Here is a 21,955-nt window from a genome sequence, read left to right on the forward strand (position 1 = left end):
GCACCGACGGAATCACCTGACCCGGCCCGCGGCGGCCCGGCGGCTGGAGCGCACCGCCAGCGGCAGGGTGCACGTGAGCACCGCCGCGCAGAGCCCCATGGTCAGCGGAAAGCCCAGCGTGGTCGCGCTGAGGGCGCCCACGGCGACGGCGCCCACCCCGGTGCCCAGGTCGAAGCCGACGTTCCACACCGCGCTCGCGGTGGCGGCTCGCCCCGGCCCCGCCAGGGCGAACGCGTCCACCAGGGTGAGGTTCTGCACCGCACCCTGGCCGGCACCGAACACCGTGGCCCCCACCAGCACGGCCACCGCGGCCGCCGTCCCCGAGGCCCGGCCGAGGCCCACCGCCAGCAGCGCCCCGCCCACCCCGCTGACCACCACGGCGGTGGGCAGCAGCCACGCCCCGCGCACCCGGTCGCGCAGCGCCCCCACCCGCCAGCGGGTGAGCGCCCCGGCCAGACCGAGCAGCAGCACCGCGGTGGCGGCCAGCTGTCCGTCCGGGCGCTCGATGGGCAGCACCGTGAGCACCCCGCCGACGGAGATGGTCACCGCCAGCAGCACCACGGAGGGGCTGAGCACCGCGGCTACCGCCGACCACCGCGCGGCGGCCGCAGGGGCAGCGGCGGCCGCAGTGGCAGCAGGGGCAGCGACCTCGGCCTTCCGGGCGGGGCCGGCCACCGCGTGCAGGCCCCACGCCAGCGGCACCGCCAGCACCGGGGCGCCGGCCAGCACCGCCGCCCACGGGAACAACCCCGCCTGGGTCAGCGCCACCCCGGCGGGAATGGCCAGCAGGTTGGGCACCGAGATGGCGATGCCGTAGAGCCCCACCGCCTCCCCGTGACGGCCGGGCGGGGCCAGCGCAAAGGTCAGCAGGGTGCCCACCACGGTGAGGATGGCGAAGCCGATGCCCCGCACCACGGACAGGGCCAGCAGCCAGCGCAGGTCGTGGCTGAGCGCGTAGAACGGGGCCGGGGCGCCCAGGGCCAGCAGCCCCACCGCCATCACCCGACCCGCGCCGAAGCGCGCGGTCCACCACGGCACCGCCAGCTGCCCAATCACCGTGCTGACCAGCAGCACCGCGGTGACCAGCCCGGCGCTGCCCACGCCGGCGCCACCCTGCACCGCCCAGGCGGGCAGCGCCGAGAGGGTGAAGCAGAAACCAGTGAAGCCGAGCAGGCTGATCAGCACCAGGGTGGCCACCGGGCGGGAGCGCCACAGCGGCTGGCGCACGGTCTCACCCAGCACGGCCACCGCCGGGCAGCCAGTCCTGGGCCACCTGCATGGCCAGCTGACGCAGCAGCGGGCCCGCCTGGGCCATGCAGCGCTGCGGGTCCGGCTCGAGGTCGGTGAGCGCGTACGCCCGACCGATGCCCGCCGCTGCCAGCGCGGCGGGCTCCACCAGGCAGCGCCCGCTCACCGACACCACGGGCACCCCGGCGGCCGCCGCGGTCCGCGCCACGCCCACCGGGGTCTTGCCCCGCAGCGTCTGCTCGTCGAGCGAGCCCTCCCCCGTCACCACCAGCGCGGCGCCGGCCAGGTGCTCGGCGAAGCCCACCAGCTCCAGCACCTGCTCCACCCCGGGGCGGCGGTGGGCGCCCAGCACCGCCAGCGCGGCGAGTCCCACCCCACCGGCGGCGCCCGCTCCCGGCCGGTGCGCCCACTGCTCGCCGGTCGCGGCCTCGACCACCGCCGACCACTGCTGCAGGGCACGCTCCAGCAGCGCCACCTGGTCGGCGTCGGCCCCCTTCTGCGGCCCGAACACCGGGGCGGCACCGTGGGCGCCGAGCAGCGGGTTGTCCACGTCGGAGGCGAGCACCACCTCGGTCTCGGCCAGCGCGGGGTGCAGCCCGGCCAGGTCCAGCTGCGCCACGTCGACCAGCCCCGCCCCGCCGGGGCCGACGTCGGCCCCGGCGGCGTCGAGCACCCGGGCTCCCAGCGCCTGCAGCAGGCCCGCACCGCCGTCGGTGCACGCGCTGCCGCCCACGCCCAGCACCACCCGGCGGAGGCCGGCGTCCAGCACCGCCCGCAGCACCTCGCCGGTGCCGTGGCTGCTGGCGCGCAGCGGGGCCGGCACGCCGCCGGGCAACCGGTCCAGCCCGGACACGTCGGCCAGCTCCACCACCGCCACCCCGTCCCGCACGGCGTAGCCGGTGCGGCAGGGGACGCCGGTGGGTCCGGCGGCGTCCACCGGCACGGGCCGGAAGCCGGCGGCGACCGCGGCGGCCAGGGTGCCCTCGCCCCCGTCGGCCACCGGCAGCTGCACCACCGTCGCCTCGGGCCGCGCCCGGGTCAGCCCGGCAGCCACGTGGGCGGTCACCTGCGGCGCGGACAGCGAGCCGCGGAACTTGTCCGCCGCCACCAGCACCTTCATCACGCTCTCCTGTGCTCTGTGATCCCTGCTCTGGGATCCCTGCTCTGGGATCGTCTCGGGGCCCACTGTCTCACCCGCCCTCGGCTGTCTAGATTGAGCGCATGCTCCGCCCCTCCGTGCCCTGTCGGGCGCCCCGCCGATGAGGTGGCTGTTCCTGGTCCTGGCGATCGCGCTGGAGGTCACCGCCACCCTCTCGCTGCGAGCGTCGGAGGGCTTCAGCAGGCTCGGTTTCAGCCTGCTGGTGGTGGCCGGCTACACCGGCTCGTTCCTCGCGCTCAACCTGGTGCTCACCCGTGGCGTGCCGGTGGGCGTGGCCTACGGCATCTGGGCCGCCACCGGCGTGGCCGCGGTCGCCGTGCTGGGCAAGCTCCTCTTCGACGATCCCCTGACCCCGCTGATGGGGATGGGCATCGTGCTCATCATCGGTGGGGTGCTGCTGGTCGAGGTCGGCGGCACCCGGGCGGCGGAGTAGCGGGAGCCGCACGGGTGCACAACTACTGCGTGGTGGGCGGCGGCATCGTCGGCCTGGCCACCGCGCTGAGCCTGCTCCAGCAGCGACCCGGCGCGTCCCTGGTGCTGCTGGAGAAGGAGCCCGCGCTGGGCCGGCACCAGACCGGGCACAACAGCGGCGTCATCCACTCCGGGCTGTACTACCAGCCGGGCAGCCTCAAGGCGCGGCTGTGCCGGGCCGGCGCCCAGGCCACCAAGGACTTCTGCGCCCGCCACGACATCCCGGTGCGCCAGCTGGGCAAGCTGGTGGTGGCCACCACCGGTCGCGAGGTGGCCCGGATGGACGCCCTCGCCGAGCGCGCCGGGCACAACGGCATCACCGTGGCGCGCCTGGACGCCGCGGAGCTGGGCGAGCGTGAGCCGGCGGTGGCCGGGCTGGCGGCGCTGCACGTGCCGGTCACCGCCAGCGTGGACTTCACCCTGGTGTGCGCCGCGCTGCGCCGGGAGGTGGAGCGCCTCGGCGGCCAGGTGGTGCTGGGGGCGGCGGTGCGCGCCATCGCGGAGTCGGCGACCGAGGTGGTGGTGACCGCCGGCGAGCAGGTGGTGAGCTGCCGCCGGCTGGTGGTGTGCGGCGGGCTGCAGGCCGACCGGCTGGTGGCACTGGCCGGGGCCAGGCCCGAGGCCCGCATCGTGCCGTTTCGCGGCGAGTACTTCCAGCTGCCGCCGCACCGGCGGGACGTGGTGTCGCACCTGATCTACCCGGTCCCCGACCCCGACCTGCCGTTCCTGGGCGTGCACCTCACCCCGATGGTGGACGGCCGGGTGACCGTGGGCCCCAACGCGGTGTTGGGGCTGGCCAGGGAGGGGTACCGCCGGGGCAGCGTGGACCTGGCCGACGTCCGCGACGTCCTCGGCTACGCCGGGTTCTGGAACCTGGCGCGGCGCAACGTGCGCACCGGGGCCCGGGAGCTGCTGGGCTCGGCCTCCCGGCGGGCCTTCCTGGCCGCGGCCCGCACGTACTGCCCGCAGCTGGAGCTGGCCGACCTGCAGCCGCACGCGGCGGGCATCCGCGCCCAGGCCGTGCGCCCCGACGGCACCCTGGTGCACGACTTCCTGCTGCAGCGCACCGCCCGCACCCTGCACGTGCTCAACGCCCCCTCGCCGGCCGCCACTGCCGCACTGCCGATCGGGCGGCACGTGGCCCAGCAGTGCCTGGCCGCGGAGCCGGCCTGAGCACCGCGGGGCCCGGCGAACCGTCATCGTGGCGGCGGTCGTGGTAGTCAGGTCGGCATGACCAGCGACACCGACACCTGGCGCCAGGGCTACCCCTACGCCGACAAGCTGCGGCGCAGCGAGTACGAGCAGCAGAAGCGGCTGCTGCAGATCGAGCTGCTCAAGCTGCAGGTCTGGGCCAAGCACGTGGGGCTGCCGCTGGTGATCCTGTTCGAGGGCCGCGACGCCGCGGGCAAGGGCGGCACCATCAAGCGGTTCACCGAGCACCTCAACCCCCGCGGCGCGCACGTGGTGGCGCTGGAGAAGCCCACCGAGCGCGAGCGCACCCAGTGGTACTTCCAGCGCTACGTCGCCCACCTGCCCGCCGCCGGGGAGATCGTCATGTTCGACCGGTCCTGGTACAACCGGGCCGGCGTCGAGCGGGTGCTGGGCTTCTGCACCGACGACGAGTACTGGGAGTTCCTGCGCCAGGCCCCCGAGCTGGAGCGGATGCTGGTGCGCTCGGGCATCCACCTGGTCAAGTTCTGGTTCTCGGTGTCGCGCCTGGAGCAGCGCAGCCGCTTCGCCAAGCGGGCCAACGACCCGGTGCGCCAGTGGAAGCTCTCCCCCACCGACCTCGAGTCCATCGACAAGTGGGACGCCTACACCGACGCCAAGGAGACGATGTTCTTCTACACCGACAGCGAGTGGGCGCCGTGGACGGTGGTGAAGAGCAACGACAAGAAGCGGGCCCGGCTGGCCGCCATGCGGCACGTGCTCAGCCTGTTCGACTACGACGAGAAGGACGCCGAGCTGGTGGGCCGGCCCGACCCGCTGATCCTGGGTCCCGCCGCCGACGTCTACGAGCAGGGCGAGGTGGTCAACCGGGCCTTCCCCGCCCTGTGACCCGGGTTCCCCACGGCGGCCAGCGCCCGGCCGTGCCAGGGTGGGCACCATGACGACGGAGCGCTTCGAGGTCCAGCGGCAGGTGGCCGCGTCCCCCGCGGACGTGTTTGCGCTGCTGTGTGACCCACAGGGACACGTGCGCATCGACAGCTCCGGGATGCTGCAGTCCGCCGAGGGCGACGCGGTGCGCGCGGTGGGCGACGAGTTCCTGGTGCACATGGACCGGGAGTCGCTCAACGACTTCCCCATGGGCAAGTACGACGTCACGGTGATCATCACCGCCCTGGTGCCCGACGAGCTGATCGAGTGGACGATCTCCGGCACCATCCAGCCGCCCATCCGGCACCTCTACGGCTACCGGCTCCAGGCCCGCGAGGGCGGCACCCTGGTCACCTCGTACTACGACTGGAGCGAGATCGACGACCGCTTCCGCGACAAGGGCGTCTTCCCGGTGATCCCGGAGGCCGGGCTGCGCGCGACGCTGGGCATCCTGGCCCGCACCGTGGAGCAGCCCGCCGTCGCTGCCGGCTAGGCGCGCTGCGCCACCCTGGGGTTCGGCTCACGCTGAGCCGATTCGTTGTCTGCCGCCGCCCAGCCTCGCTAGCCTTGCGCCACACCATCCAGAGCGACCGAGAGACCTGGCTCGTCGACGTCGCAGCAACCCCCCGCAGCACGCGGGAGTGGGTGCTACTGCCAGGACCGATGGAGGCAACTGTGCCGGCCCTGCCCACCCCGAGCATGATCCGACCCGCCTTCTCGCGCCGGCGGCACGTCGACCTGTGCCGCACCGCCGGCGCCAGCTGTCGGCCCGGCACCGCCTGACCCGGCTGATCGCCCTGCGCCGCTGAGCGCGCCCCTGCTCGCACCCCTTCCTGCGCCCCGCCCCGTGGCGGCCGGCGCTGCCCTCTTGCGCCCGAAAGGCCTCCGATGTCGTTCCCCCTGTCCCGAAGACGAGCACTCTCCGTGCTGGCCACCACCGTCCTGTCCGTCGTCCTCGTCGGCTGCAGCGCCGACGAGCCACCCGCCCCGGTGCTCGCCGCCGACGGCTCGATCGACCTGTCCGGGGTGACCCTGCACGTGGGCGACCAGGTGCAGTCGGTGCAGTCGGTGCTCAAGGTCTCCGGCCAGCTCGACGAGCTGCCGTACAAGGTGGAGTGGGCCAGCTTCACCGCCGGACCGCCGCTGCTGGAGGCACTCAACGCCAAGGCGATCGACCTCGGCAGCGTGGGCGACAGCCCGCCGGTGCTGGCGCAGGCGGCCGGCATCGAGGCACGGATCGTCTCGGTGGAGGAGCGCGACAAGGCCAACGACTTCCTGCTCACCCGGGACGGCACCGGCATCCGCACGGCCGCCGACCTCAAGGGCAAGAGCGTGGCGGTGGCCAAGGGTTCCAGCTCGCACGGCCTGCTCATCGGGCTGCTGCAGCAGGCGGGGCTGTCCCAGGACGACGTCACCGTCCGCTACCTCGCCCCGCCGGACGCCCAGAGCGCGTTCGCGGCCGGGCAGGTGGACGCCTGGGCGGTCTGGAACCCCTACTACGCGGTGGCGATCGCCAGCGCCGGGGCGAAGGTGGTGGCCGACGGCACCACGCTGTCCACCGGCTACACCTACACCGTCGCCTCCACCGCGGCACTGGCCGACCCCACCACGGAGGCGGCCATCAAGGACTTCCTGGTGCGGCTGGTCAAGGCGCGCGCCTGGGCCGCGGCGCACCCCGACCAGTGGGTGCCGGTCTACTCCCAGCTGACCAACCTCCCGGCCGCGGTGGCCACCGTCACCTTCGACACCTCCCGGGGCAGGGCGATCCCCATCGACGACCGGGTGATCGCCCGCCAGCAGGAGCTGGCCGACCGCTTCGCCGCCGTCAAGCTCATCCCGTCCGCACCGAAGGTCCGCGACTTCTTCGACGACCGGTTCAACGCCGACGTCACGGCGGCCCAGCCGTGACCGCCACGACGGTGCGCCCGCCGGCGGCTCCCGCGGTGACCTCCGAGGCCCCCGCGGCGGCGGGACCCGCCCACCCGCGGCGACGGCTGCGCGCCGGCTGGTTGTTGCGCCTGGTCAGCCCGCTGCTGCTGCTCGCGCTGTGGCAGGGCCTCAGCAGCGCCGGCGCGATCTCCGAGCGCAAGCTGTCCTCCCCGCTGTCGGTGGTGGACGCCGCGGTGGAGCTATGGCGCAACGGGCAGCTCTCCGACGCGGTGGGCATCTCCCTGCAGCGGGTGCTGGTCGGGGTCGGCCTGGGCCTGCTGACCGGGGTGGTGCTGGCCCTGGTCTCCGGCTTCTCCCGCCTGGGCGAGCTGGCGCTGGACCCACCGCTGCAGATGCTGCGCACCGTGCCGTTCCTGGGGCTGGTGCCGCTGTTCATCCTGTGGTTCGGCATCGGGGAGCAGCCCAAGGTGCTGCTGGTGGCCCTGGGCGTCACCTTCCCGCTGTACCTCAACCTGTTCGCCGGCATCCGCGGCGTGGACGGCAAGCTGGTCGAGGCCGCCCGCACGCTGGGGCTGAAGGGCTTCGCCCTGGCCCGCCACGTCGTGCTGCCCGGTGCGCTGCCCCAGGCCCTCGTCGGGCTGCGGCAGTCGCTGGGCATCGCCTGGCTCTCGCTCATCGTGGCCGAGCAGATCAACGCCGACGCGGGCCTGGGCTACATCGTCATGAACGCCCGCGAGTTCTACCGCACCGACATCGTCGTGCTGGGCCTGGTGGTCTACGCCCTGCTCGGCCTGGCCACCGACGGCATCGTCCGCACCCTGGAAGGGAGGGCACTGTCATGGCGTCAGTCGTTCGTCCCCGCGTGAGCACCCCCGAGCAGACCCAGCTGGTCACGGCCCGCGGCGTGGGCCGCACGTTCGGCACCGACGCGGTGCTGCGCGACGTCGACCTCGACCTGGCCCCCGGTGAGATCGTCGCCCTGGTGGGGCGCAGCGGCTCCGGCAAGTCCACCCTGCTGCGCGCGCTGGCCGGCCTGGACACCGGCCACACCGGCACCATCGAGGTGCCCGCCAGCCGGGCCGTCGCCTTCCAGGAGCCGCGGCTGCTGCCGTGGAAGCGGGTGCGTGACAACGTCGCCCTCGGGCTGGGTCGGGGCGGCCGGGAGCGGGCCGAGGCCGCGCTGGCCGAGGTCGGCCTGACCCACCGGGTGCACGCCTGGCCGCTGACCCTCTCCGGCGGTGAGGCCCAGCGGGTGTCGCTGGCCCGCGCGCTGGTGCGCAACCCCGAGCTGCTGCTGCTGGACGAGCCCTTCGGCGCGCTGGACGCGCTCACCCGGCTCAGCGCCCACGAGCTGCTCGGGCGGCTGTGGGACCAGCACGGCTTCGCGGTCCTGCTCGTCACCCACGACGTGGAGGAGGCGGTGCTGCTGGCCGACCGCGTCCTCGTCCTTGACGACGGCCGCATCGCCCACGACCTCCCCGTCGACCTGCCCCGTCCGCGCCGGCGCTCCGACCCCGCCCTGGTCGCCCTGCGCACCACCATCCTCAGTCACCTGGGAGTCACCGCATGAGCATCCACCTGCACTGGTACCTGCCCACCTCCGGCGACGGCCGCGAGGTGATCGGCGCCCAGGCCCACCTGGGCACCGCGTCGGCTCCGCGCGCCGCGTCGCTGGACTACCTGGCCCTGGTGGCCCGGGCCGTGGAGCAGCTCGGCTTCGAGGCCGTCCTCACCCCCACCGGCACCCACTGCAACGACGCCTGGCTGACGACGGCGGCGCTGCTGCGGGAGACCCGCACGCTCAAGTTCCTGGTGGCCTTCCGCCCCGGCCTGGTCAGCCCCACCCTGGCTGCCCAGCAGGCCGCCGCGTACCAGGAGATCTCCGACGGGCGACTGCTGCTGAACATCGTCACCGGCGGCGACGCCCAGGAGCAGCGGCGCTTTGGTGACTGGCTCGACCACGACCGCCGCTACGAGCGCACCGCGGAGTTCCTCACCGTGCTGCGCGGGGCGTGGTCGGGCACCCCGTTCGACCACACCGGCGAGCACTACCAGGTGCAGGGCGCCACCGTGCACAACCCGCCGTCCCCGGTGCCCGAGGTGTTCTTCGGCGGGGCCAGCCCGGCGGGGCGGGAGGTGGCCGCCCAGCACGCCGACACCTACCTCACCTGGACCGAGCCACCGGCCAGGACCGCGGAGCTGCTCGACGACGTGCGGGCCCGCGCAGCGCGACACGGGCGCAGCCTCAGCCACGGCATCCGGGTGCACGTGATCAGCCGCGACACCACCGAGGAGGCCTGGGCTGAGGCCGCCAGGCTGCAGTCACGCATCGACCCCGCGCTGGCGTCGTTGGTGCAGGACAAGCTGGCGACGGTGGAGTCGGAGGGCCAGCGCCGCCAGACCGCGCAGCTCGCCGGCGCCAACGAGCGTCTGGAGGTCTACCCGGGCCTGTGGGCCGGTTACGGGCTGATCCGGCCCGGCGCCGGCACCGCGCTGGTGGGCAGCCACCAGGAGGTGGCCGACCTGCTGGCCGAGTACGCCGCCCTCGGCGTGGACCACTTCATCCTCTCCGGCCAGCCGCACCTGGAGGAGGCGTACTGGTTCGGCGAGGGGGTTGTCCCGCTGCTGCGCCGCCGCGGCCTGCTCGGTGACGGCGGGCCCGAGCAGGCGCCGCCGGCGCCGCCCCAGCCAGCGTCGGGGGCCTCGGTGCGCGAACCTGTGCTCAGCCCGTCCTGATCCCCCGCCCGCTCCGCCCACCGAACGGACTCCGCCATGAGCGTCACCGACGAGTACCTGACGAACAACGAGGCCTACGCCGCGTCCTTCAGCGGGCCCCTGCCGCTGCCCCCGGCCAAGCACGTGGCGGTGCTGGCCTGCATGGACGCCCGGCTCGACGTCCACGCCGCGCTGGGCATCAAGGAGGGCGAGGCCCACGTCATCCGCAACGCCGGCGGGGTGGTCACCGACGACGAGATCCGCTCGCTGGCCATCAGCCAGCGGCTGCTGGGCACCCGGGAGATCGTGCTGATCCACCACACCGACTGCGGGATGCTCACCTTCACCGACGAGGACTTCCGCTCCGCCATCGAGCAGGAGGTCGGGACCCGGCCCAGCTGGGCGTCCGAGGCCTTCACCGACCTCGAGACCGACGTCCGCCAGCAGGTGCAGAAGATCCTGGACAGTCCGTACATCCCGGTGAAGGACAGCGTGCGGGGCTTCATCTTCGACGTGGCCACCGGCCGGTTGTCCGAGGTGCGCTGACCGGGCTCAGTCGCCGTCGGCGAGGGACTCCACCCGGGCGGCGGCACGATCCCGGGCCTTCTCGGCGGCGGCGGCGTCCCGCTCGGCACTGCTGGTGCGCTGCTGGGCCTGGGCCAGCTCGGTGCGCGCCTCGTCCGCGGCCCGCTCGGTCTGGCGCAGCTGGGCGTGCAGCTGCGCCACCTGGTCGGCCAGCTCGTCGCGCCGAGCGGTGAGCTCCGCCACCCGGTGGGCCTCCTCCTCGGCGGTGGCTCGCGCCTCCTCGGCGTCGGCCGTGGCCCGCTCCGCCGCGTGGCGGGCCTCGGCCAGCTCCTGCCGCCGGCGCTCCGCGGCCTGGCGCTCCTCCTCGGCCTGGCGCTGCTCCTCAGCCCGCTGCTCCTCGGCACGCCTCTGCTCGTCGGCCCGGTGTTTCTCGCCAGCCCGGCGCCGGGGCGCAGGTGTGGGCCGGGGCGCTGCCTTGGCCGGGGACGGGGTCGCGCGGCTGCGGGCTGGCGTGGTCTTCTCCTGGTGCGGCGGCACCAGCCGCAGGTCCGGGCGGCCGGTCACCGTGCCGAACCCGCTGGTGGCCATCGGCTGCACCAGCCGGCCGGTGAGCAGCGCCGCACCGGCGTCCGGGTCGGCCATGGCCGCACGCAGGGTGTCCTCCACCTGCCCGGCCACGCTGCTGCTCACCCGGTGCCCGTGCTCGCGGGCCAGGGTGGCCGCCTGCCGGGTGAGCGCCGAGAGCAGCTGCATGCGCTGGCGGTTCAGTGCCCGCAGGTCCTCGCCCACCAGGTTCTGCTGCGCCTCGCGCAGCTGCGCACCCAGCTCCACCAGCCCCGCGACCTCGTCGTGACGCAGGCGCACCGCCAGGTTGCACACCCAGGCGGCCGAGGTCGGTTTGGCCAGCTCGCCGATGGCCTTGGCCAGGGCCTTGTCGCCCGCGGCGCGGGCCTCGGCCTGGCGCTCCTTGCGGGTCTCGACGAAGTCCTCGGGCAGCACCGAGTACAGCTCGTCGGCCACCTGCTCGAGATCCACGCCCGGCCTCTTCTCCCCCGCGCCGCCTCGTCTCCCGCGGCCTCGTCCCGGCCATCCAACCGTGCCGGGTCGCGCTCCGCGCGCAGCGGGTGGGCCCTGCTGCTCAGCGCGGCCAGTCGCCCTCGGCGTGGTCGCGGGCCGCCTGGAGGTCGCGGCGCAGCCGCTGGGCGTCGCGATCCGCACCCATCCGGCCCACCAGCGGCGCGGCAGGGGTGAACCAGCGGGAGAGGTCTACCCGACGCAGGCGGGCGACCAGCCCGGGCCCGCGGGCCGTGTCGGGTGCGTGGCTGCGGTGCAGGGACAGGGTGCTCACGGTGAACGTCATGGCAGCAATGCTGCGACCACGCAATGAGCGCCACCAGTGGCAGGAACGACAGCATTCGCAAAGATCCTGCCGTTAGAGTGGTCACATGCTGAAGTCGGTCGCAGCCCTGGTCCTGGACGGCCTCGCCATCTTCGAGTTCGGGGTGGTCTGCGAGGTCTTCGGGATCGACCGCACCGAGGACGGGGTGCCCCCCTTCGACTTCCGGGTGTGCGGCCCCGAGGCCGGAGTCCCGCTGACCTCCCCCGTCGGCGTGCAGGTGGTCCCGTCCCACGGCCTGGAGGGGATCGAGGGTGCCGACCTGGTCGCCATTCCCGCCGTCGAGGCGCTCGGCGACTACCCGCCGGAGGTGCTGGCGGCGGTGCGCCGGGCGCACGAGAACGGTGCGGTGCTGCTCAGCGTGTGCTCCGGCGCCTTTGTCCTCGGGGCGGCGGGACTGCTGGACGGCCGCCGCTGCACCACCCACTGGCGCCACGTGCGCGAGCTGCAGGCGCGCTTTCCCCTGGCCCAGGTCGACCCCGAGGTGCTCTTCGTGGACGAGGGCAGCCTGATCACCAGCGCAGGCACGGCCGCGGGGATCGATGCGTGCCTACACCTGGTGCGCCGGGAGCTCGGCTCCACCGTCACCAACGCCATCGCCCGACGAATGGTGGTGCCGCCGCAGCGCGAGGGCGGACAGCGCCAGTTCTTCGAGCGCCCCATCCCGGACTGCACCAGCGACGGCCTCGGCGAGATCCTCGGGTGGATGCTGGAGCACCTCGACCAGCCGCACACCGTGGCCGGCCTGGCCGCGCAGGCCCACACCTCCGCCCGCACCTTCGCCCGGCGCTTCGTCGCCGAGACCGGCACCACCCCGCTGCAGTGGCTCAACAGCCAGCGGGTGCTGCACGCCCAGCGGCTGCTGGAGGGCACCGACCTGGACATCGACTCGGTGGCCGAGCAGTGCGGCTTCGGCACCGCCACCCTGCTGCGCCACCACTTCACCCGCGCCGTCGGCGTCTCGCCCAGCGGCTACCGCAAGACCTTCAGCACCCTGCCCCGCTGACGCCGACCTCCGCGAGGGCCCCATCCCGGCGCGGGAGGCGCAGGTAGAATGACGTGCTTGCCTGCCCGGGCCAACCCAGGAGACCCCTTCATGGCTACTTCCGGATCGTTTCCCTCCGGGAGCATCGCTCCCTCGCAGGGTGACACACCCGACCCGCGGGCGGACCTGCTGGAGCCGTTGCGCGCCCTGGGTCGCATCGTGCTCGACCAGACGCCGCTGCAGGAGGTCATCGGGCAGGTCGCCACCCTGGCCAAGCAGTGCATCCCCGGTGTGGACGAGGTCTCGGTGACGCTGCTCAAGGGCACCCGGCCCTTCACCTTCGCCTCCACCGGCGAGCTGGCCCTCGTCCTCGACGAGCGCCAGTACAGCACCGGCCACGGTCCGTGCCTGGTCTCCGCGACCAGCGGACGCACCGTCCTGGTGGACGACATGCGCACCGAGACTCGCTGGCCGGACTACATCCCCAAGGCGGTGCAGGCCGGCGCGCGCAGCTCGGTGTCGGTGCCGCTGCCGCTGCGCGGGGAGACCGTCGGGGCGCTCAACATCTACGCCCTGCGCGCGCGCGTCATCGGGGACCTCGCCGTCGAGATCGCCGAGCACTTCGCCGGCTACGCCGCGGTGGCCATCACCAACGCCCACCTCTACGCCACCACCACCGAGCTGGCGCAGCAGATGGAGCGCGCGATGCAGTCGCGAGCAGTGATCGAGCAGGCCAAGGGCATCATCATGGGCGAGCGGCGCTGCTCCGAGGACGAGGCGTTCGCGATCCTGGCGCAGGTCTCGCAGGACGCCAACCGCAAGCTGCGTGACGTCGCGGCCGCCCTCGTCGCCCAGGCCCACCCCACCGGCTAGTCATCCCACGCCAAGGGTCAGCCTCCACAGCGGGCGGGCCGGCAGGTTCAGCGCCTCGCCCCAGTTCAGCCGCACCACCATGGCCGCCTCGTCGTGCGGGTGACCACTCGAGCGCCCGTCCGGTCCACGCCCGACCGTGTCCGCAGCCCGCTGACCACCCGGTTCGGCGTACAGTGATCTGTGCCACACAGATTGGTGCTGCCCACCCGGGCCGCCCCTCGGCGTCGAGCCGGACCAGACCGGCTGGACTATGGTCAGCGGCACGAATGCACACGGCGCACTTGCGCTGATTCGTACGAGGCGCCGCCGGGGTCCAGGACAGGGACCGGCCGTCGACGTGCCGACGAGAGCTGTCCGCCCCGGCACCCGGCCTCGGTACTCACCGTGTCGTGCCGCGGGCCCCGCGGCACTCGCGTCACAGGAGCGCCCCATGAGTGCCACACCTGATCCATCCACTCCCGCGGAGCCCACGCCAGCTCAGCCCAACGACGCACCGGCACCGCCGCCGATGGCCGAGCCCGGTTCGCGGGTGGCCGGCCACGTCGCCCGCGAGGAGATCCTGTCCCTGGTCGCGCTGCTGGCCAAGGACGCCGTCGCGGGCGCAGAGGAGGTGTCGGTCACGCTGGTGGGCGAGGGTGACCCGTTCACGGTGGCCTCCACCGATCCGCTCGCCGGGCGGATGGATGCCCTGCAGTACGCCGCTGGCGCCGGCCCGTGCCTGCTGGCCGGCACCGGCGGTGTCACCCAGCTGGCGGAGGACCTGACGGCCGAGGCGCGCTGGCCCGCGTTCGCCCGCGGAGCCGCCGAGGCTGGCGTGCGCAGCGTGCTCTCCACCGCGGTGCCGGGGCACGGGGCGACGGTGGGTTCGGTCAACATCTACTCCCGCGCCGCGGCCGCCTTCGACGCCCGCTCCCAGCAGGCTGCGCGCGAGGTGGCGGAGGTGGCGGCGGCCGCCCTTGCGGAGGCGGGCAACCAGCGCAGCGTGGCCGGCCTGACCGACCGCCCCCCACCGGCCTCCCGTGCGGGGGACCCGCGCGTCGCGGGCGCTGCGCCGCAGTGGCCGGCCGTCTAGCCGATCAGTCCAGGTTGGCGAGGAAGTCCACCATGATGCGGTTGACCTGCTCGGCCGCCTCCATCTGCACGAAGTGCCCGGCGCCGGCGATGACGTGCTCGGCGGCCAGGCCCGGCACCGAGGCCCGCATCTGCTCCATCGACCTGGCCCCGGTCATCGTCTGCACCGGGTCGCGGTCGCCGGTGATGAAGCAGACCGGCACGGTGACCGGTTCGTCGGGGCGCTGCTGCTTCTCCCGCCAGATGTGGTCGTGGGCGCGGTACCAGCTGAGGCCGCCGGTGAAGCCGGTGCGGGTGAACTCCTGCACGTAGTGGTCGAGCTCGGCCTCGCTCAGCCACGGCCAGGGCAGCGGCGGCGCCTCCGGCAGCACGTCCAGGTAGCCGTTGCCCGCGCTGGGGTGGGCGAAGATGTCCAGGTAGCGGTAGCCGCCGCTGAGCGCCCAGAACACCCGGCTGAGGAAGCCACGGGGATCGGCGTCGAGCTCGGCGTCGGCGACGCCCTGTTCCTGGAAGTAGTGCAGGTGCAGGAAGTGCCGCTGCGCCTGGTGGGCGAAGGCGGCGCTGGGCAGCACGGGCATCGACGGCGTGCGCGGCACGCTGAGCTGGACGAGGGCGCGCACCCGGCCCGGCGCCCACTGCGGCAGGTCCCACACCAGCGCGGCGCCGAAGTCGTGGCCCACGAACACCGCGTCGTCCAGGCCCAGTGCGTCGAGCAGCCCCACCATGTCAGCGACGGTGCTGGCCCGGTCGTAGGCCTGCGGGTCGGTGGGGGCGTCGGTGCGGCCGTAGCCGCGCATGTCCACCGCGATGGCCCGGTAGCCGGCCGCGGCGAGCGCGGGCAGCTGGTGGCGCCAGCTGTAGGAGAGCCCGGGGAAACCGTGGCAGAGCACCACCGCCGGCCCGCTGCCCTGCTGCACCACGTGCATGCTCAGCCCGCCGACGTCCACCGCGCTCTCGGTGGCCGTGCCCTGGTCTGCACCTGCTGCTCCCACGTCTGGCTCCTCTGCCTCTGGTGAACCAGATCACACCACACCGCGCCCCCAACGGAGGCGCTACCGAGGGCGGCGCTCCACCAGCACGTTCTGGGTGACGCGGCCGATCGGCCCGGCCGCGGAGTGGATGACTCCCGAGCTCATGGCCAGGCCGTCGCTGCCCACCGAGGTCTCCGCCGTCAGCCCCACCCACTCCCCGGTGGGCGGCTGGAACAGGTGGATGGTCAGCTCGGTGTTGAGGAACAGCCAGTCGGCGGCGTCCAGGCGCGCTCCCAGCCCGTTGGCCACGTCCACCATGGTGCTCACCCGCTCCAGGTCCGTCGGCTCCTCGCCCGCCACCAGCGGCATCCGCAGCCGCATCCACGCTCCGGTGGTCGTGCCGAGCTGGTCGGCGGCGGGCGGCACCTGCCACTCCAGCGCATCGACGAACCCGTGCTGCCAGGCATCCGGGAACGGCAGGTGTCCGAGGTCCTGGGCCCCGGCGCTGACCACCGGCAGCGGCGGGTCGGCGAGGTGCTGCACGTCGGCGGTGTCGCTGGTCTGCAGCCGCCACCCGTGCGCGCGGGCCACCGGCCGCAGCGTGCCGGTGCGGTCGGCGGCGGTGATCTCCGCCGCCAGCAGCTCGATGCGTCGGCCGGGGCGCTCCACCCAGGCGCGCACGTGCAGCTCGCTCATCGGCACGGCGCCCAGCAGGTCGACGCTGATGCGACCGAGGCGGGTGCCCTCGCGCGGGTTCGTTCGCTCCATCGCCCGCACCAGCAGCCCGGCGACGGGTCCGGCGTGCTGCAGGTCCGGCCCCCACGGGCTGGCGACGTGCTCGCTGGAGGCGAAGACCTCGGTGCCGCCGGCGTCGGCGCGGGTGGAGACGAGGCGGTACAGGCTCCCAGCGGCGCGCCCCGAGGCGCTCCCGGGTGCGGAGTCCGCATGAACGGCGTTCGGGTGCACGACAATCCGATCCGAGTTGAGGGAGGCGCCCGACGGGCACCATCAGGCATCAGTGCCTGACCATACTTTTCGGCTTCCGCACCGCGACGCCGGCCGGTCTGCTACCCGCCCCGGCTGGCGTGGCCCGGAGGCGGCGGCACTCGGATGCGTCCTGCTCAGCGACGTGCCGGTGCGCGAGACGACGTAGTCGAGCGGCGCAGGCCGGTCAGGCTCGAGCGGCGCAGGCCGCTCAGGCCTGGGCGGGCTGCAGGACGTTGATGTCGCCGACGGTGTGCTGCACGTGGAAGAGCAGGTCGGTGATCCGCCACCCCGCCGCCGTTCGGCGCAGCTGGTGGCGGTACACGCCGAAGCACTCGTAGGGGTCCAGCGCGGCCCGATCACCGGCGCCGTGGTGGTACACCCGCGCCTTGCAGGTGGACTCCGCGGTGTCGCCGTCGACGGTGACGACGTGCGTGGCCAGCAGGTGCTGCGAGGGCCCGCACCCACCGAGCATCGCCTTGATCGAGTCCACCAGGGCCACCCGTCCCTCGATCACCGGGCGGCTGGGGTGGCCGTAGCGGGCGACGGCGTCCTCGGTGAACACCTGGTCGAGCCGGTCCCAGTCGCGGTCGTCCAGGGCGTAGGCGTAGCGGTTGACCACGGCGGTGACGTCGGCGTGGTCGGCACCGGGGAACGCCGTGGCCGCACCAGGCACCGGAAAGGCCAGGTGTTCGGACACGTCGCCCACCAGGTCGAGCATCGTGTAGTCGCGGGCGGCGAAGCGCCACGTCCCGTCCACCCGCTCCAGCTCGTCGTGGTACCGCCCGGCCGCCACCACTTGCAGCGGCAGCGTGGGGGTGGCCTGCAGGACCGTGTAGTACGACCGGCAGGTGGCGCGGCCGGCCGTCTCGTCGATCTCCACGATGGGGTTGGTGATGACGTGCTTGGTCCGCGGCGTGCCGTCGGGATACAGCTTCACCATGGCGCGCCACTGCGCCAGCAAACCGGCCTCGTCGAGAACCCGGTCTCCCCCGCTGCGCACCTGGGCGTGCCGGAACAGCGCGGCGGCGTCGTCCAACCGGCCGGCGTCCATGAGCTCGGCGTAGCGGTGGAGCAGGTTGGTGATGGCGGTCTCGGGGCTCGTCATGGTGCGTCCCTTCCCAAGCTGTGTCCCGCGTCATTCTGCGGACGGCGACCACGCCGGCAGGACGGCGCTTCCACCCACCGGAACGCGATACCCCCGGGGGTAGGCGATCTGCCGTGCTACGGTGGAGAACATATACCCCCCTAGGTATAGGAAACGCCGTTTCAGGAGCTGCCGTGAGGCCCGAGATCGACCGGCGCACGCGGTCGGCACCGACGCCACCAGCGTGGCCGGCGGCACCGCGGCGTGGATCGAGGCCGGGTGCCCGGTCCAGACCGCTTCCTGACCAGGCGACACCACAGCACGAGAGGAACCCATGACGATCACCGTCCTTCCCCTGGACACCCCCGGCCTGGGTGACCGCACCTACCTGGCCCACGACGGCGAGGTCGCCCTGGTGGTCGACCCCCAGCGTGACGTCGACCGCGTCGTCGGGCTGGCGGCGGCCGCCGGGGTGCGCATCACGCACGTCTTCGAGTCGCACATCCACAACGACTACGTCACCGGCGGCTACCAGCTGGCCCGCGAGGTCGGCGCGCAGTACCTGCTCAACGCCGACGACCCGGTCTCCTTCGAGCGCACCGGTGTCTCCGACGGCGACGTCGTGGAGGTCGGTGACCGGATGCGGGTGACGGTCCTGCTCACCCCGGGGCACACCCACACCCACCTGTCCTTCGCCCTGTCCGAGGGCGACGAGCCGGTCGCGGTGTTCACCGGTGGCTCGCTGCTCCTCGGCTCCACCGGCCGCCCCGACCTGCTCGGCCCCGACCACACCGACACCCTCGCCCACGCCCAGTGGCACTCGGCACGGCGGCTGGCCGCCGAGCTGCCCGACCCCACCGCGATCTACCCGACGCACGGCTTCGGCAGCTTCTGCTCGGCCACCCAGTCCGGCGGGACCGCCAGCACCATCGGCCAGGAGAAGCTCGCCAACCCTGCCCTGACCAACGACGAGGCCCGCTACGTGGCGGAGCTGCTGGCCGGCCTGGACGCCTACCCTGCCTACTACGCGCACATGGGCCCGGCCAACGCCGCCGGCCCCGCCGAGGTGGACCTGTCCCTGCCGACCGAGGCCGACCCCGCCGAGCTGCGCCGGCGCATCCACGACGGCGAGTGGGTGGTGGACCTGCGCACCCGCACCGCGTTCGCCGCTGGGCACGTGGCCGGCACCCTCAGCCTCGGCCTCGACGGCCAGCTCGTCACCTACCTCGGCTGGCTGATTCCCTGGGGCACCCCGGTGACGCTGCTCGGCGAGGCGGCCGAGGACGTCGCCGAGGCCCAGCGCGAGCTGGTCCGCATCGGCATCGACCGGCCGGCCGCCATGGCCACCGGCCGCCCCGAGGACTGGGCCGGCGGCCAGCCGCTGCGCAGCCACGCCACGGCCACCTTCGCCGACCTGGCCGCCGAGCTGGCCGGCAACCCCCGGACGGCGATCCTCGACGTGCGCCGCGACCAGGAGCGAGCGCAGGCCCACATCGCCGGGTCCACGCACGTCCCGATCCACGAGGTGCTGCACCGCCTCGACGAGGTGCCGGCCGGCCCGGTCTGGGTGCACTGCGCCGGGGGCTACCGCGCCGCGGTCGTGGCCAGCCTGCTCGACGCCCGGGGCGTGGAGGTCGTCGCGGTCGACGACTCCTTCGACAGCGCCGGCCTCGCCGGCTGCCCCCTCGTCCACCCCACCGAGAACCACCAGGAGACCCCCGCATGAGCACTCCCGACGTCGACGCCCCCACCCTCGCCGAGCGCCTCGGCGACAGCTCCAGCCCGGACCCCACGCTGATCGACGTGCGCACCCCGGCGGAGTTCGAGGCGGGCCACGTCCCCGGCGCGCTCAACGTCCCCCTGGACGAGCTGAAGGCCTCCCTGGACGAGCTCTGCTCGGTGCTCGACGACCACCACGACGTGGTCCTGGTCTGCCGCTCCGGCGCGCGGGCGGGACAGGCCCGGCAGGCGCTGCAGGCGGGCGGCCTCACCTCCGCCACCGTCCTCGCCGGCGGCATGGTGAGCTGGGAGCAGGCCGGCGGCGCGGTGAACCGCGGTCGGCAGAGCTGGGAGCTGGAGCGGCAGGTGCGCCTGGCCGCCGGGGCGCTCGTGCTCACCGGGGTCCTCGGCAGCACCGTCGTGCCGCGGGCGAAGTGGCTGTCCGGGTTCGTCGGCGGCGGCCTGGTCTTCGCCGCCGTCTCCAACACCTGCGCGATGGGCATGGCCCTGGCGCGGATGCCGTGGAACACCCGCGGCGCCCGCACCACCGGCTCAGCCCTGGACCAGCTGAGCCAGCGGCGGTGACCCGGTGCTGATCGCGCTCACCGTCACCCTCGCCGTCGTCGTCGGGCTCGCCCTGGGGCTGCTCGGCGGCGGCGGGTCGATCCTGATGGTGCCCCTGCTGGTCTACGTGGCCGGCATGGACGCCAAGGAGGCGATCGCCGCCTCGCTCGTGGTGGTCGGGGTGACCTCCGCGGTCAGCGTCGTCGGCCACGCCCGCGGCGGGCGCGTCCGGTGGCGCACCGGGCTGCTCTTCGGTGCCGCCGGCATGGCCGGCGCGCTGGTCGGCGGACTCCTCGGCGGGCACCTGCCCGCACAGCTGCTGATGATCGGGTTCGCCGCGATGATGGTGGCCACCGCGGTCGCCATGCTCCGCGGCCGCAAGCCGGCCGATGGCGCGCAGGCGCACGCCCAGCTGCCGGTGGGCCGGGTCCTGCTCGACGGCGCGGCCGTCGGCCTGGTCACCGGACTGGTCGGCGCGGGCGGCGGCTTCCTGGTGGTCCCGGCGCTGGCGCTGCTCGCCGGGCTCCCGATGGGGGTGGCCGTGGGCACCTCGCTGCTGGTCATCGCCATGAAGTCCTTCGCCGGGCTGACGGGCTACCTGGCCACGGTGTCGATCGACTGGTCCCTCGTGGGGGCCATCACCGCCGCCGCCGTGGTCGGGAGCCTGCTGGGCGCCCGGCTGGTCGACCGCATCCCGGCCGACGCCCTGCGCCGGGTCTTCGGCTGGTTCGTGCTGGCCATGGGCGCGTTCGTGCTCATCCAGGAGGCGCCCGAGGGCATCCGGCTCCCGGGACTGGTCGCCCTCCTGGGCGTGGCCGCAGCGATGGCGACCTGCTCGGCACTGGTGCCGCGGTGCCCGCTCCGCCACGTGGGGACCTGACAGCGCGGGCGCCTGGCCCCACGACAGCGCCGCGCGGTGGGACCGGTGTCTGCCGGTCGCACCGCGCGGCGCTGGTGCCTGCACCCGCAGGCGGGGGTTCTACATGAGCGGGGGCTCCTACTTGAGCAGCGAGCGGGCCATCACCATGCGCTGGATCTGGTTGGTGCCCTCGTAGATCTGGGTGATCTTGGCGTCGCGCATCATCCGCTCCACCGGGAAGTCACGGGTGTAGCCGGCGCCACCGAAGAGCTGCACGGCGTCGGTGGTCACCTCCATGGCGACGTCGGTGGCGAAGCACTTGGCGGCCGAGGAGATGAAGCCGAGGTTGGGCTCCATCCGCTCTGCGCGCGCCGCGGCGGTGTACACCATGTGCCGGGCGGCCTCGATCTTCATGGCCATGTCGGCGAGCATGAACTCCACGCCCTGGAACCGGCTGATGGACTGGCCGAACTGCTTGCGGTCCTTGGTGTAGGCGATCGCCGCGTCGAGTGCGCCCTGGGCGATGCCGACGGCCTGCGCACCGATGGTGGGCCGGGTGTGGTCCAGCGTCTTCAGGGTGGTCTTGAAGCCGGTGCCGGGCGCGCCGATCATCCGGTCGCCGGGCACGCGGCACTGCTCGAAGTAGACCTCGCGCGTGGGGCTGCCCTTGATGCCGAGCTTGCGCTCCTTGGCACCCACCGAGATGCCCTCGTCGTCGGCGTTGACCATGAACGCGGAGATGCCGTTGGCACCCTTCTCGGGGTCGGTCACGGCCATCACGGTGTACCACTGGGACACGCCCGCGTTGGTGCACCACGCCTTGGTGCCGTTGATGATCCAGTCGTCGCCGTCGGCCTTGGCGCGGGTGCGCATGGACGCGGCGTCGGAGCCGGCCTCGCGCTCGCTCAGCGCGTAGGAGGCCATGGCCGCCCCGGAGGCGATGGAGGGCAGCACCTGCTGCTGCAGCTCCTCGCTGCCGGACAGGATCAGCCCCATGGTGCCCAGCTTGTTCACCGCCGGGATCAGCGACGACGAGCCACAGACCCGCGCGACCTCCTCGATGACGATGCAGGCCGCGACCGAGTCGGCGCCCTCGCCGCCGAAGCGCTCCGGCACGTGCACGGCGTTGAAGCCGGCGGCCACGAGGGCCTTGCGGGCCTCCTCGGGGTAGCGCTCGTGCTCGTCGACGTCCGCCGCGTAGGGCGCGATCTCCTTCTCGGCGAGCGAGCGCACTGCCTCGCGCAGGGCCTCGTGCTCGTCACCGAGGCGGTACATGTCGAAGTCGGGGTTGCCGAACTGGCTGGCCACAGGGTTCCTCCTGGTTAACGATTAGTAACCCCG

Annotated in this window: 24 protein-coding genes and 1 riboswitch; of the genes, 16 read left to right on the plus strand and 8 right to left on the minus strand. The window is 73.9% G+C overall.

From position 1 onward, the window contains the following. Window positions 1–12 precede the first annotated feature (12 nt). Together AC3YO9_RS00460 and AC3YO9_RS00465 are read right to left on the minus strand one after the other, a co-directional pair. On the minus strand, window positions 13–1,248 hold the full coding sequence (locus AC3YO9_RS00460) for an MFS transporter (RefSeq protein WP_489981798.1): 1,236 nt from the start codon (window positions 1,246–1,248) through the stop codon (window positions 13–15). Beyond that, window positions 1,232–2,371: a glycerate kinase gene (locus AC3YO9_RS00465; protein ID WP_489981799.1), complete on the minus strand. Its 1,140-nt coding sequence runs from the start codon at window positions 2,369–2,371 to the stop codon at window positions 1,232–1,234. Before AC3YO9_RS00465 ends, AC3YO9_RS00460 begins: the two co-directional genes overlap by 17 nt. Window positions 2,372–2,507: 136 nt before the next feature. On the opposite strand from AC3YO9_RS00465, the gene AC3YO9_RS00470 reads away from it, so the two are divergent. The 10 genes from AC3YO9_RS00470 to AC3YO9_RS00515 all read left to right on the plus strand — a co-directional run bounded on the left by AC3YO9_RS00470 (window position 2,508) and on the right by AC3YO9_RS00515 (window position 10,126). Continuing rightward, window positions 2,508–2,840, plus strand: a complete 333-nt coding sequence (locus AC3YO9_RS00470; RefSeq protein ID WP_127783842.1) for a DMT family transporter — start codon at window positions 2,508–2,510, stop codon at window positions 2,838–2,840. Between the two features lie 14 nt (window positions 2,841–2,854). Beyond that, window positions 2,855–4,051: an L-2-hydroxyglutarate oxidase gene (gene lhgO / locus AC3YO9_RS00475; RefSeq protein ID WP_489981800.1), complete on the plus strand. Its 1,197-nt coding sequence runs from the start codon at window positions 2,855–2,857 to the stop codon at window positions 4,049–4,051. A 57-nt stretch (window positions 4,052–4,108) separates the two neighbouring features. Beyond that, complete coding sequence (gene ppk2, locus AC3YO9_RS00480) at window positions 4,109–4,936, plus strand: polyphosphate kinase 2 (protein WP_127783844.1); 828 nt, start codon at window positions 4,109–4,111, stop codon at window positions 4,934–4,936. A gap of 49 nt (window positions 4,937–4,985) precedes the next feature. After that, window positions 4,986–5,468 (plus strand): SRPBCC family protein, encoded by a 483-nt coding sequence (locus AC3YO9_RS00485; protein WP_127783845.1) that lies wholly within the window; start codon window positions 4,986–4,988, stop codon window positions 5,466–5,468. Window positions 5,469–5,549: 81 nt separating this feature from the next. Beyond that, window positions 5,550–5,645: riboswitch (SAM riboswitch) on the plus strand. Window positions 5,646–5,674: 29 nt separating this feature from the next. Beyond that, window positions 5,675–5,758 (plus strand): putative leader peptide, encoded by an 84-nt coding sequence (locus AC3YO9_RS00490; RefSeq protein ID WP_489982542.1) that lies wholly within the window; start codon window positions 5,675–5,677, stop codon window positions 5,756–5,758. A gap of 141 nt (window positions 5,759–5,899) precedes the next feature. Then, complete coding sequence (locus AC3YO9_RS00495) at window positions 5,900–6,883, plus strand: ABC transporter substrate-binding protein (protein WP_489981801.1); 984 nt, start codon at window positions 5,900–5,902, stop codon at window positions 6,881–6,883. Then, window positions 6,880–7,731 carry an ABC transporter permease subunit gene (locus tag AC3YO9_RS00500; protein ID WP_489981802.1) on the plus strand — a complete coding sequence of 284 codons (852 nt, stop codon included), beginning with the start codon at window positions 6,880–6,882 and terminating at the stop codon, window positions 7,729–7,731. Before AC3YO9_RS00495 ends, AC3YO9_RS00500 begins: the two co-directional genes overlap by 4 nt. Then, window positions 7,704–8,435 carry an ABC transporter ATP-binding protein gene (locus tag AC3YO9_RS00505; RefSeq protein ID WP_489981803.1) on the plus strand — a complete coding sequence of 244 codons (732 nt, stop codon included), beginning with the start codon at window positions 7,704–7,706 and terminating at the stop codon, window positions 8,433–8,435. The genes AC3YO9_RS00500 and AC3YO9_RS00505 overlap by 28 nt, the downstream gene beginning before the upstream one ends. Then, window positions 8,432–9,601, plus strand: coding sequence for an LLM class flavin-dependent oxidoreductase (locus AC3YO9_RS00510; RefSeq protein WP_489981804.1), 1,170 nt, complete (start codon window positions 8,432–8,434; stop codon window positions 9,599–9,601). The genes AC3YO9_RS00505 and AC3YO9_RS00510 overlap by 4 nt, the downstream gene beginning before the upstream one ends. Window positions 9,602–9,637: 36 nt before the next feature. After that, window positions 9,638–10,126: a beta-class carbonic anhydrase gene (locus AC3YO9_RS00515; RefSeq protein WP_489981805.1), complete on the plus strand. Its 489-nt coding sequence runs from the start codon at window positions 9,638–9,640 to the stop codon at window positions 10,124–10,126. A 6-nt stretch (window positions 10,127–10,132) separates the two neighbouring features. Here the strand turns inward: AC3YO9_RS00515 and AC3YO9_RS00520 are convergent, their stop codons facing one another. Further along, window positions 10,133–11,140: a hypothetical protein gene (locus AC3YO9_RS00520; RefSeq protein WP_489981806.1), complete on the minus strand. Its 1,008-nt coding sequence runs from the start codon at window positions 11,138–11,140 to the stop codon at window positions 10,133–10,135. A gap of 103 nt (window positions 11,141–11,243) precedes the next feature. Then, window positions 11,244–11,465 (minus strand): hypothetical protein, encoded by a 222-nt coding sequence (locus tag AC3YO9_RS00525; RefSeq protein ID WP_489981807.1) that lies wholly within the window; start codon window positions 11,463–11,465, stop codon window positions 11,244–11,246. 85 nt (window positions 11,466–11,550) lie between these two features. Here AC3YO9_RS00525 and AC3YO9_RS00530 point away from each other — a divergent pair, with 85 nt between their 5' ends. The 3 genes from AC3YO9_RS00530 to AC3YO9_RS00540 all read left to right on the plus strand — a co-directional run bounded on the left by AC3YO9_RS00530 (window position 11,551) and on the right by AC3YO9_RS00540 (window position 14,431). Beyond that, window positions 11,551–12,507, plus strand: a complete 957-nt coding sequence (locus AC3YO9_RS00530) for a helix-turn-helix domain-containing protein (protein ID WP_489981808.1) — start codon at window positions 11,551–11,553, stop codon at window positions 12,505–12,507. Window positions 12,508–12,597: 90 nt separating this feature from the next. Further along, window positions 12,598–13,359 carry an ANTAR domain-containing protein gene (locus tag AC3YO9_RS00535; RefSeq protein WP_489981809.1) on the plus strand — a complete coding sequence of 254 codons (762 nt, stop codon included), beginning with the start codon at window positions 12,598–12,600 and terminating at the stop codon, window positions 13,357–13,359. A 430-nt stretch (window positions 13,360–13,789) separates the two neighbouring features. Next, the gene (locus AC3YO9_RS00540) at window positions 13,790–14,431 is read left to right on the plus strand and encodes a GAF domain-containing protein (RefSeq protein ID WP_489981810.1); all 642 of its coding nucleotides are present in this window, start codon (window positions 13,790–13,792) and stop codon (window positions 14,429–14,431) included. 4 nt (window positions 14,432–14,435) lie between these two features. On the opposite strand, the gene AC3YO9_RS00545 is transcribed toward AC3YO9_RS00540, so the two are convergent. The 3 genes from AC3YO9_RS00545 to AC3YO9_RS00555 form a co-directional block, all read right to left on the minus strand. Further along, window positions 14,436–15,356: an alpha/beta fold hydrolase gene (locus tag AC3YO9_RS00545; protein ID WP_489982543.1), complete on the minus strand. Its 921-nt coding sequence runs from the start codon at window positions 15,354–15,356 to the stop codon at window positions 14,436–14,438. A 126-nt stretch (window positions 15,357–15,482) separates the two neighbouring features. Beyond that, window positions 15,483–16,367: a thioesterase family protein gene (locus tag AC3YO9_RS00550; RefSeq protein ID WP_489981811.1), complete on the minus strand. Its 885-nt coding sequence runs from the start codon at window positions 16,365–16,367 to the stop codon at window positions 15,483–15,485. A gap of 229 nt (window positions 16,368–16,596) precedes the next feature. After that, on the minus strand, window positions 16,597–17,493 hold the full coding sequence (locus AC3YO9_RS00555; RefSeq protein WP_489981812.1) for a nuclear transport factor 2 family protein: 897 nt from the start codon (window positions 17,491–17,493) through the stop codon (window positions 16,597–16,599). A 313-nt stretch (window positions 17,494–17,806) separates the two neighbouring features. Between AC3YO9_RS00555 and AC3YO9_RS00560 the strand changes: the two genes are divergently transcribed. Genes AC3YO9_RS00560 through AC3YO9_RS00570 form a run of 3 tightly spaced genes read left to right on the plus strand, consistent with a single transcriptional unit; the run spans window position 17,807 to window position 20,635 of the window. Further along, window positions 17,807–19,198, plus strand: a complete 1,392-nt coding sequence (locus AC3YO9_RS00560) for a rhodanese-like domain-containing protein (protein ID WP_489981813.1) — start codon at window positions 17,807–17,809, stop codon at window positions 19,196–19,198. Then, the gene (locus AC3YO9_RS00565; RefSeq protein ID WP_489981814.1) at window positions 19,195–19,776 is read left to right on the plus strand and encodes a rhodanese-like domain-containing protein; all 582 of its coding nucleotides are present in this window, start codon (window positions 19,195–19,197) and stop codon (window positions 19,774–19,776) included. Before AC3YO9_RS00560 ends, AC3YO9_RS00565 begins: the two co-directional genes overlap by 4 nt. A 7-nt stretch (window positions 19,777–19,783) precedes the next feature. Next, window positions 19,784–20,635 (plus strand): sulfite exporter TauE/SafE family protein, encoded by an 852-nt coding sequence (locus AC3YO9_RS00570; RefSeq protein WP_489982544.1) that lies wholly within the window; start codon window positions 19,784–19,786, stop codon window positions 20,633–20,635. A 117-nt stretch (window positions 20,636–20,752) separates the two neighbouring features. On the opposite strand, the gene AC3YO9_RS00575 is transcribed toward AC3YO9_RS00570, so the two are convergent. Then, on the minus strand, window positions 20,753–21,922 hold the full coding sequence (locus AC3YO9_RS00575) for an acyl-CoA dehydrogenase family protein (protein ID WP_164860664.1): 1,170 nt from the start codon (window positions 21,920–21,922) through the stop codon (window positions 20,753–20,755). Between the last annotated feature and the right edge of the window lie 33 nt (window positions 21,923–21,955).

The organism is Rhodococcus sp. Z6_132, assembly GCF_058133635.1.

Coding starts and splice junctions, on each gene's coding strand:
- AC3YO9_RS00470 (WP_127783842.1), top strand. CDS start 2,508: ATGAGGTGGCTGTTCCTGGTCCTGGCGATCGCGCTGGAGGTCACCGCC.
- AC3YO9_RS00485 (WP_127783845.1), top strand. CDS start 4,986: ATGACGACGGAGCGCTTCGAGGTCCAGCGGCAGGTGGCCGCGTCCCCC.
- AC3YO9_RS00490 (WP_489982542.1), top strand. CDS start 5,675: ATGATCCGACCCGCCTTCTCGCGCCGGCGGCACGTCGACCTGTGCCGC.
- ppk2 (WP_127783844.1), top strand. CDS start 4,109: ATGACCAGCGACACCGACACCTGGCGCCAGGGCTACCCCTACGCCGAC.
- AC3YO9_RS00540 (WP_489981810.1), top strand. CDS start 13,790: ATGAGTGCCACACCTGATCCATCCACTCCCGCGGAGCCCACGCCAGCT.
- AC3YO9_RS00535 (WP_489981809.1), top strand. CDS start 12,598: ATGGCTACTTCCGGATCGTTTCCCTCCGGGAGCATCGCTCCCTCGCAG.
- AC3YO9_RS00510 (WP_489981804.1), top strand. CDS start 8,432: ATGAGCATCCACCTGCACTGGTACCTGCCCACCTCCGGCGACGGCCGC.
- AC3YO9_RS00505 (WP_489981803.1), top strand. CDS start 7,704: ATGGCGTCAGTCGTTCGTCCCCGCGTGAGCACCCCCGAGCAGACCCAG.
- AC3YO9_RS00555 (WP_489981812.1), bottom strand. CDS start 17,493: ATGACGAGCCCCGAGACCGCCATCACCAACCTGCTCCACCGCTACGCC.
- AC3YO9_RS00525 (WP_489981807.1), bottom strand. CDS start 11,465: ATGACGTTCACCGTGAGCACCCTGTCCCTGCACCGCAGCCACGCACCC.
- AC3YO9_RS00545 (WP_489982543.1), bottom strand. CDS start 15,356: ATGCACGTGGTGCAGCAGGGCAGCGGGCCGGCGGTGGTGCTCTGCCAC.
- AC3YO9_RS00560 (WP_489981813.1), top strand. CDS start 17,807: ATGACGATCACCGTCCTTCCCCTGGACACCCCCGGCCTGGGTGACCGC.
- AC3YO9_RS00565 (WP_489981814.1), top strand. CDS start 19,195: ATGAGCACTCCCGACGTCGACGCCCCCACCCTCGCCGAGCGCCTCGGC.
- AC3YO9_RS00530 (WP_489981808.1), top strand. CDS start 11,551: ATGCTGAAGTCGGTCGCAGCCCTGGTCCTGGACGGCCTCGCCATCTTC.
- AC3YO9_RS00515 (WP_489981805.1), top strand. CDS start 9,638: ATGAGCGTCACCGACGAGTACCTGACGAACAACGAGGCCTACGCCGCG.